This is a genomic window from Candidatus Thiodiazotropha endolucinida (genome assembly GCF_001715975.1).
GTDB classification, from domain to species: domain Bacteria; phylum Pseudomonadota; class Gammaproteobacteria; order Chromatiales; family Chromatiaceae; genus Thiodiazotropha; species Thiodiazotropha endolucinida.
Genome location: NZ_MARB01000020.1, coordinates 68,617 through 77,124 on the forward strand (window position 1 = coordinate 68,617; position 8,508 = coordinate 77,124).

The window sequence follows — 8,508 nt, forward strand, 5'->3', positions numbered from 1 at the left end:
TCATGGATGCCATGACATTGCGCATCGTTCTGTTGGTACTCGGCTGTGTCTTCCTGGCCGGCATCTACCTGTATGAGACCAACCGCCGCAAGCGGGATTCGGCCCAGGCACGCAGGCGCAGGGTTGAGATGTTGAATTCGGCGCACGAGGCAGCGCCGGCGGAGATGGCTGTCGAACAGGTTGAACATCCCGCTGAACAGGCGGCTATTGACTCCCCGGAGGGTGATGATACCTGGATCGAATGGGATGAAGAGGATACTGAACTGCTGAACCAGAAGGTCGATGAGATCGGAACCATGCAGGCGGAGGAGGATGACGGTCCCGAGCTTGAGCTGGCCGCCGACAGCGAATCCGCATCCTCGGATCCGGAGCAGCAGGACCTGTTCGGTTTCAGTGCTCAGGAGGAGTCACCGGTCGACGTGCCGGTACTGATCATTCAGATCAATCTGCGCACCCGTTCCAAACCTTTTACCGGTCCGGCCATTCAGAAGGCGATGCAGGATACCGGCCTTGTCATGGGCGAACTGTCGATCTATCAACGCATCGCCAACGACGGCAGTAATAAACCGCAGTTTAACCTGGCCAGCATGGTGGAGCCCGGTGTGTTTCCCAAACAGGATGTGGAGGCGTTTTCCACACCCGGCTTGACCCTCTTCACCCAGCTGCCGGGGCCGGGTGACAGCATGGCGATCTTTGCGGATATGCTTTTCACTGCGGAACGCCTGGCCGCCATCCTGGATGGGGAACTGCAGGACGAGACCCATAGCGCTCTGACCAAACAGACCATCGAGCATATGCGCGGTGAGATCATAGAGCACCGGCGTCAGGTCCAATTGGCCCGGAGCAAGGGTTGAACAAAAAGCGCGATGCGGCGCAGCGCATCGAGGCCCTGCGTGGCGAAATCAACTACCACAACCGGCAATACTACGTCTTCGACGCACCCAAGATAGCGGATGTTGCCTACGACCGCCTGCTGCGCGAGCTGCAGCAACTGGAGTCTGAGTACCCGCAATTAGTCACCCCCGACTCGCCCACCCAAAGAGTGGGGGACAAACCCCTGGAAGGTTTTGAGGAGGTGGTCCATCGCCTGCCCATGCTCTCCCTCGACAACGCCTTTGGCGAAGAGGAGATGGGAGAGTTCGAGCGGCGTATCCGCGACCGGCTGAAGCTGGAGGACGACCGGGCCATCCGCTACCTGGCCGAACCGAAACTCGACGGCCTGGCGGTCAGCCTGCGCTATGAAAAGGGTAGTCTGGTGCAGGGCGCCACCCGGGGCGATGGCAGTCGGGGCGAGGATGTTACCGGCAATGTCCGCACCATCAAGGCGATTCCCCTGTCACTGCAAGGCGATGACTGGCCCGAGATCCTCGAAGTAAGAGGTGAGATCTTTATGCCCCATGAGGGGTTCGAGGTATTGAACCGGCGCGCCCGGGAGCGGGGTGAAAAGGGTTTCGTCAATCCCCGCAATGCCGCCGCCGGTTCGCTGCGTCAGCTCGATCCAAGACTAACCGCCCAGCGCCCCCTCTCGTTCTATGCCTATGGTCTTGGCGAAGTCGTACCGGTGCCCATCGCCGATCGGCAAAGCGAGAGTATCCGCCGACTGCGCGAATGGGGCCTGCCCATATCACCGCTGCACGAGGTGGTCACCGGGGTGGCCGGATGTACCGACTTTTTTCAGCGCGTCGAAAAGCAGCGGGATGGCTTGCCCTACGACATCGATGGGGTGGTGTTCAAGGTGGATGACCTCGATCTGCAGCAACAGCTCGGTTTCGTTTCCCGGGCACCACGCTGGGCGATCGCCTATAAATTCCCCGCCCAGGAAGAGATGACCCAGGTCGAGGCGATCGAGTTTCAGGTCGGCAGGACCGGGGCGATAACACCGGTCGCCCGCCTCACCCCGGTGTTTGTCGGCGGGGTCACGGTGAGCAACGCCACGCTGCACAACATGGATGAAGTGTTGCGCAAGGATGTGCGGCCCGGCGATACGGTGATTGTCAGGCGGGCAGGGGATGTGATTCCGGAGGTGGTCAGCGTGGTCATGGAGCAGCGCCGGCCCGATGCCCGGCCCGTCGACCTGCCCACGGCCTGCCCGGTGTGCGATTCGGACATCATCAAGCCGGAAGGGGAGGCGGTGGCCCGCTGCAGCGGCGGTCTCTACTGTCCGGCGCAACGCAAGGAGGCGCTGAAACATTTCGCCTCGCGCAAGGCGATGGATATCGAGGGATTGGGCGACAAGCTGGTGGATCAACTGGTACAGCAGGAACTGGTCGATACCCCCGCGGACCTGTTTCGCCTGACCCTGGAGCAGTTGAGCGCCCTGGAACGCATGGCCGAGAAGTCGGCCAAGAACCTGCTGCAGGCCCTGGAGAAGAGCAAGTCAACCACCCTTGACCGCTTTCTCTATGCACTGGGTATCAGAGAGGTGGGGGAAGCGACCGCCCAGTCTCTGGCAAACCAATTCGTCACCCTGGAGGCCCTGGAGCAGGCAGATGAAGAGCGTCTGCAGGAGACCCCGGATGTGGGGCCTATCGTCGCGGCACATACTCATTCATTCTTTCGACAGGCACACAACAGGGAGGTCATCGAGCAATTGATAGAGGCGGGCATTCATTGGCCGGCGGTGGAAATACAACCTGTTGAGCAGCTGCCATTGTCGGGTAAGACAGTGGTCATCACAGGCACCCTGAGCAAACCGCGGGATGAGGTCAAGCAGATGCTGCAGAGCCTCGGCGCCAAGGTGACCGGCAGCGTTTCGAAAAAGACCGATTACCTGTTGGCGGGGGAGGAGGCAGGGTCGAAACTGGACAAAGCAGAGAAACTGGGCGTCGCTATCCTCGACGAGGCGGCACTGCAGGATCTGCTGGCGCAAAACCAATAGCACCTCCGGACTTGCGTTTATTCACTTCCCCATTCGTGATAGTTTCTATCCATAGCGTTACAGGATTGCAGGCATAACATGAGCGACGAAACCGCAAAAGAACGGGAAATCATGATGGTGATGCGCAAGCTGCTGACCACCATTGTGCGCGAGGTGACCCCTGAGCACAAAAGTCTCAAGCACCCTCTTTCGGATCAGACCATCCAGGATATCCGTGCCTGTCTCGGCCTGATCACCGCCCGTGAAAAAGAACTGGCCGATGCCGATGGCCGAACCGCTCAGGAGCGGCCCTACTACGTCGATGAGCCACCCGCGACCAAGGTCGTGCCGATCAGCAATATCGGCAAGGCCAAAAAGAATGAAGATGAGTGAGCATAATCTTTCTGGTTACCTACCATTCTCAGCTATCCGCTATCAACCTCTCTCTTCCTCAAGGTGGTTGATATGAAAGCAAGCCGCAAATGGACGCAAAAGTTAATAAGCCGCAAATGAACGCAAATTTTGCGTTTTGACAGTCCTGGTAGGTTAGGGCCTGTAAGACGCCGCAGTTGGTTGTGCATCATCTTTATAGTGCGATCATACCGGCGAGTGTCAGCCAAATCAGACCGAGGAGTACGCCTCCCAACAAAAGTGCAAGATGGTGCGAGCGCCTGGCTTTTGAGGCCCCTTTTACAAGTACCGTATCACTGTGATTTTTCGGATTGATAAAGACGGGAATGTCGTCTTCCGGTTTTAGAGAGAGCCACCATCGCACCGTATCCGGGTTGGGGTCGCCCCAACCATTCACCTCCGCTACCCAGACATTCTCTTTTTCGACAGAAACGGTGTTGCCGGAATAGTTTTTTCCATCGACCGCATATTCATAGTCAATCACTGGATAGAAATACTTCAGCTGCGAGTATTGGCCGATGGCAACAATTTCCGACGCTTCCCCAACATCGACTATTTTCGCCTTGTCCTCTATCCAGTCGCTATATTGTTTGTATTTGAGGAGTGATCCTCCGCCAATCAGAATCAACGTAACGGAGATTACCAGCAACAGGTGGTGAGCCTGGAGAGGCAGGAACAGGAAGACCAGATAGGCTATAGACAGCAGTGCAATCAGTTTGACGGCAAGGAGGAGGGTTTTACTATCCATACGTTAAACCAATTGACTCACAGTTCCATATATCCGGCTTGTGAAATCGGCACCGGTTTCGTTCATGGCGTATTCACGGCTCAATCGTGCCTTGCCGCAAGTTCGCGTTTCAGCCGTTCGACCTCTTCGCGCAAGCGCTCATTCTCTTCGCGGATCTGGCGGTGACTCTCCTGGCCTTCCCGGAAAGCAGCGACCCGATTCAACATTTCGTTTTCCACCCGGCCGGTCAGATCGTCAGCGTCCTTGTAACGGATGGTTTCGAGTACATTGTGTTCATCCTGCCAGTCGGGAAACATGGCGTAGGGGTCCTGGTCTCCCTGAATGATCGGGATCAGCGGCACATTGGGATAAGAGGGCACAAGCGCGCCGATCTCCTGGGGTACGCTCTTGGGATCGCTGAGATCCGCCACCACCCAACCGGCCAGGCCGCCCAGGACACGTACCGTTTCGGTTACATTCTTCTCCTCGGGCCCGTCGAAGTTGAAGATCACCGGCGCCAGGTCCCTGCCGCGCAGATCCTCGTGGAGGGCGGTCAATACCGCCAGCCGGTCCGGTGAAAAGCGGCCGAGGATCAGCACCATTCTGCGGGAGACGGCATCGATAAGGCGCCCCAGCTTCTGATTGCCGTAAACCAGGCCGAGCAGTTGGGCAAACTCAAGGCCCGGCGCGGTGCACTGGGGAAGGCTATGGTTCCAGGCGAGCCAGGGATGCCGACTCCGGTCGATGCCCAGTTCAGACTCCTTGGTATCCTCATCGACCTGAATGTCCCAGGCGCTCACGCCGAAGACCCAGGAGCGTTCCAGGTCTGCTCCCGAAAGATTCACATGGGCGAGGGTGGCATAGGTGAGAATGGCAAAACGCAGATCAGCACCGGTTAGATCGGTTCCGCGGATCTCCGCCGAACCGAGATCCGCATTGTAGAGATTTGCCCCGGTGAGATCACAGCTGTTGAAAAGCGAGTAGGCCAGTCGGGTCTTTCTGAAATTGCAGCCCTTCATTAGGCAGTGACTGAAGTTTGCCCGCTCGGCGTGTACCTCCTCAAAATTCGACCCTGAATAGTCAGAACCGGAGAGATTCGCGCCATCGAGGCTGGACCAGCCAAAATCGGCCCCGGCAGCCCGCATCTCACGCATGTCGCTGTTGGCAAGATCGGCATCGCGAAAGTCCACGCTCTCGGCACAGGCCCCACGAAGTGTGGAGTCCCGCAGGCGCACCTTCCAGAAGGAGACGCCGGTCAGGTCGAGCCCGTCGAGATTGATCCCGGTCAGATCAACGGGATCACCCGCATGACTTTCTCTTACCAGTTGCCCCCAGGCGCTTCGGTCGCCACCCTGCAGTGCGGCAAGCAGTATCCGGAGTGTTTCATTATCGCCTTTGAAACGGGGTTGGAGGTTGTCGATGGTCATACTTTAAAGGGCCAATTGGTGTCGATTCTTATTAAGCAATATTAGCCATAAATTTACGCTGGTTAAGCAATATTTTTACACGACAGCACGAAGTACAAGTTAGCAATACAATATGTGTGAACAGTTGAAAATTGTTAAAATGGTTTAATCCACCCACGCATCGTTTATATGAATTATTTTACAGGGATATATATATTCAGATTTTTTGTTGTGGCGCTGACAAGCGATAAGCGCACTGGTCTTTGCATGTTCAATTGACGTCCTGTTCGATCTCCAATTCCATGCGCCGCTAAGGGACTGGGCAAACGCCTTATTTTTAGATGCCTTTGCATATTTGGTATTAAAGGATTCCAGTGCCTCATTAGAAATTATAGAGGCCACTCCCTTTTCATGATTGGTATGAATAACCATACTCTCAGGTTGAGACTTGATTTGTGCCGGCTTCTGATACTGAGAAGAACAAGAAACCAGGCTGAACAAAGATAACAGTAAAAATGATTTTTTCATCAAACTTCCTTTTTTCAAGATCCGGGATAATTAACGGTTAGGTTTGTGATGGGAAAAATAAAGCGCCAGTTTGACCATCAAATAACAACAATACTTGCTTGATATGCACATATTCCTGGCGAGGAACGCACAGTACAGCCTTGGGTAGTCAGTGTTGACGCTATTGTTAGGCATGACTATACTGTGTAATAACATTTGTTATAACGCTCCTAAGGTACACAGCCATGTTGAAAGTTAAAGTAACCTCCATAGGTAACTCTATGGGAATAGTGCTGCCAAAAGAAGCACTTACAAAGCTCAATGCTGACAAAGGCGATGTTTTGTACTTGGTGGACGGACCAGAAGGCTTGACACTCACGCCTTATCAACAGGATTTCGAGAGCCAGATGGAAGCAGCCGAAAAGGTGATGAAGAAATACCGGAACGCCCTCCATGAGTTGGCAAAATGAAGGAACCTGTTTGGGTTCTACACGAGGTAGTAATTGCTGTTCACCAAAGTTTACTAGCTGAACATGGTGGTGCCCCCGGAATACGCGATGAAAGTCTACTAGAGTCCGCTTTAAGTCGTCCTCGGCAGCGTTTTGAGTATTCCGATGAACCTTCAATTTTCGACCTTGCTGCTTCATATTGCTATGGATTAGCTAACAATCATCCTTTCGTAGATGGCAATAAACGCATCGCTTTAACCATTACCGCCTTGTTCCTCGAATTAAACGGTTACTCTCTCACTGCACCAGAACCTAATGCAGTAGTTATTATCGAGGAATTAGCTGCTGGTAACTTGACTGAAGATGACCTCTCTTCTTGGTTTGGGGAATGCTCCATTTCTAATGCCTAAAGCTTAGTTCAACGCCGCAAATCACCGGTGGCAAAAAGCAGAGCGACGAAGGAGTTTTTTACTGTTCGAGTGCATTTGCCTTGCATGGTTTTTATTGTATTGCTTGCTTGATATCGGCATGTGAAAAATATGACAATGCCAGACTCTGAACCTCGATGGCTTGTTCTCGCTTATCAATTGCAACTAATACTTCGATAAGATTCAAAACGCCTTTAACAAAACTACTATCTGCATATTCAAGAAATTCTGGATCATTCATTTCTGAATCGGATTTTGCAATACTTAAGTTGAGCTCCCTCATATGATGGAGTTGTTCATATTTAATTATTGGATCCCCAATGTACTTTGCACATACATCATACTTCTTATGCGTGATCAGCAAGTCTTCTGCGACTATATAGTACAATTTTGCCTGCTCTGGATATTTGATATCTATTATCAGAAACAACTCAAGCGTATCTTTCTCATCATTCAAGCCATGATTTATTGATGATAAATCATGGAAGTTTTGGAAACTTCCCTTGCCAGACAATAACACCTTTTTGTCACGATCTCTGACCTCTTTTAACGCTTCAATTGCAGGAGGATATTTATTACCTAGATTTATCCAAGCACTTATTGCGTAAGATAGTCTAACTCCAGCCATACCTGGAGATTTTTTAGATTCTTCATGAAACCATAAGTGCTTTTCCAAAGCTTGTTTATATTGGCCTTTTTCAGTTAGCTTACATATCTGATTGAGGTCTTCGTTGCCAACATCCGCCATGACGAGACCATTTATGATTATTAGAATAATAAACACAGCATAATTTCTTCTCATGAATTCTCCCATAATATTTGATGCACGGTTTCATTACGGCAAAGCCGTCCGAGTTGGGCGCATTGTTATGCATCGAAAACCCCATAATTTTCACCCTTTAACTCAACGGCTTTTTAGCAATCAACGTATACTCATCATTTGACTCACTGAATTTGGTCTTTTCAACAACACTGAAGCCAGTCTTTTCAAGTGCCAGTTCTATCTGCCGGTTTGATAGGAGATTGATCAATGGCAAGAATCCAAGTTTCCCGGCTGACCGGATGAGTTTGCCCGTGATTGTATTTTTCTCGCCTAGGCATGCGGTCTCTAAAATAAACAAACCACTTGGTTTCAGCAGGTCATATATACGTCTAAAAACCTCATCGATATCTTCATAGAAATGAAGAACATAAAATGCCATTACCACGTTAAAGCTACCAGAATAAAAGCGCTCATCAAAAACTGTGGTTTGTACAAATTCAACGTTTTCAATTTCACGCTCAACCTTCCTGATCTCCGCAATGGCCAGTAGTTTGTTGGAGATATCAATACCTGTTACGTGCTTTACGTTATTTGCAAGATCGTCGCATTGGGTGCCGGTACCACAACCAATATCGAGCACATAATCCTCCGATGACAAGTAGGATTTCAATTTCTCGATCTTCTTCTGGTAAGCCGCAACGTCAGCAATCGGCGATGCAGCATATTTTCGAGCGATTAGATTCCAGAATTTCTCAGGCGATGTTCTAAACAGCATTTCCCTATCCTATTCGTAGATAAAGGAAGCTGACCACTTTGCTTGGCCCTTTGATTCTTTATGCATAACGATTAAGCCCAGCGGCGCGAAGCGTCCGACTGTGGCATTTTGTGTACGCCCAGCATGGGCATGAACTGATGGGGTGGAAGTCCCCTGTAGGAGAACCACAGTCGATGATCGATGAA

Annotated in this window: 10 protein-coding genes; 5 read left to right on the forward strand and 5 right to left on the reverse strand. The window is 51.8% G+C overall.

The genetic code is table 11. The features are described 5' to 3' along the window. Positions 1 to 2 precede the first annotated feature (2 nt). The 3 genes from zipA (at position 3) to CODIS_RS15700 (ending at position 3,250) form a co-directional block, all read left to right on the forward strand. Positions 3 to 854 carry a cell division protein ZipA gene (zipA, locus tag CODIS_RS15690; protein WP_069126893.1) on the forward strand — a complete coding sequence of 284 codons (852 nt, stop codon included), beginning with the start codon at positions 3 to 5 and terminating at the stop codon, positions 852 to 854. Continuing rightward, entirely contained in the window at positions 851 to 2,878 is a 2,028-nt protein-coding gene (gene ligA, locus CODIS_RS15695; protein WP_069126894.1) for an NAD-dependent DNA ligase LigA, read from the forward strand. The genes zipA and ligA overlap by 4 nt, the downstream gene beginning before the upstream one ends. Positions 2,879 to 2,956: 78 nt before the next feature. Continuing rightward, positions 2,957 to 3,250 carry a segregation and condensation protein A gene (locus tag CODIS_RS15700; protein WP_069126895.1) on the forward strand — a complete coding sequence of 98 codons (294 nt, stop codon included), beginning with the start codon at positions 2,957 to 2,959 and terminating at the stop codon, positions 3,248 to 3,250. A gap of 193 nt (positions 3,251 to 3,443) precedes the next feature. Here CODIS_RS15700 and CODIS_RS15705 read toward each other — a convergent pair whose 3' ends face one another. From CODIS_RS15705 to CODIS_RS15715, 3 genes are all read right to left on the reverse strand, one after another. Beyond that, positions 3,444 to 4,016, reverse strand: a complete 573-nt coding sequence (locus tag CODIS_RS15705; RefSeq protein WP_069126896.1) for a DUF3592 domain-containing protein — start codon at positions 4,014 to 4,016, stop codon at positions 3,444 to 3,446. An 80-nt stretch (positions 4,017 to 4,096) separates the two neighbouring features. Next, positions 4,097 to 5,422, reverse strand: coding sequence for a pentapeptide repeat-containing protein (locus CODIS_RS15710; protein ID WP_069126897.1), 1,326 nt, complete (start codon positions 5,420 to 5,422; stop codon positions 4,097 to 4,099). 144 nt (positions 5,423 to 5,566) lie between these two features. Further along, complete coding sequence (locus CODIS_RS15715; protein ID WP_154723166.1) at positions 5,567 to 5,929, reverse strand: hypothetical protein; 363 nt, start codon at positions 5,927 to 5,929, stop codon at positions 5,567 to 5,569. Between the two features lie 224 nt (positions 5,930 to 6,153). On the opposite strand from CODIS_RS15715, the gene CODIS_RS15720 reads away from it, so the two are divergent. Together CODIS_RS15720 and CODIS_RS15725 are read left to right on the forward strand one after the other, a co-directional pair. Then, a complete protein-coding gene (locus CODIS_RS15720) occupies positions 6,154 to 6,378 on the forward strand; it encodes an AbrB/MazE/SpoVT family DNA-binding domain-containing protein (protein ID WP_069126899.1) in 225 nt (74 codons plus the stop codon). Then, a complete protein-coding gene (locus CODIS_RS15725) occupies positions 6,375 to 6,767 on the forward strand; it encodes a type II toxin-antitoxin system death-on-curing family toxin (protein WP_069126900.1) in 393 nt (130 codons plus the stop codon). The genes CODIS_RS15720 and CODIS_RS15725 overlap by 4 nt, the downstream gene beginning before the upstream one ends. A gap of 91 nt (positions 6,768 to 6,858) precedes the next feature. Here the strand turns inward: CODIS_RS15725 and CODIS_RS15730 are convergent, their stop codons facing one another. Both CODIS_RS15730 and CODIS_RS15735 read right to left on the reverse strand, forming a co-directional pair. Beyond that, on the reverse strand, positions 6,859 to 7,587 hold the full coding sequence (locus CODIS_RS15730) for a hypothetical protein (protein WP_154723167.1): 729 nt from the start codon (positions 7,585 to 7,587) through the stop codon (positions 6,859 to 6,861). 97 nt (positions 7,588 to 7,684) lie between these two features. After that, the gene (locus tag CODIS_RS15735; RefSeq protein WP_069126902.1) at positions 7,685 to 8,323 is read right to left on the reverse strand and encodes a class I SAM-dependent methyltransferase; all 639 of its coding nucleotides are present in this window, start codon (positions 8,321 to 8,323) and stop codon (positions 7,685 to 7,687) included. Positions 8,324 to 8,508 lie beyond the last annotated feature (185 nt).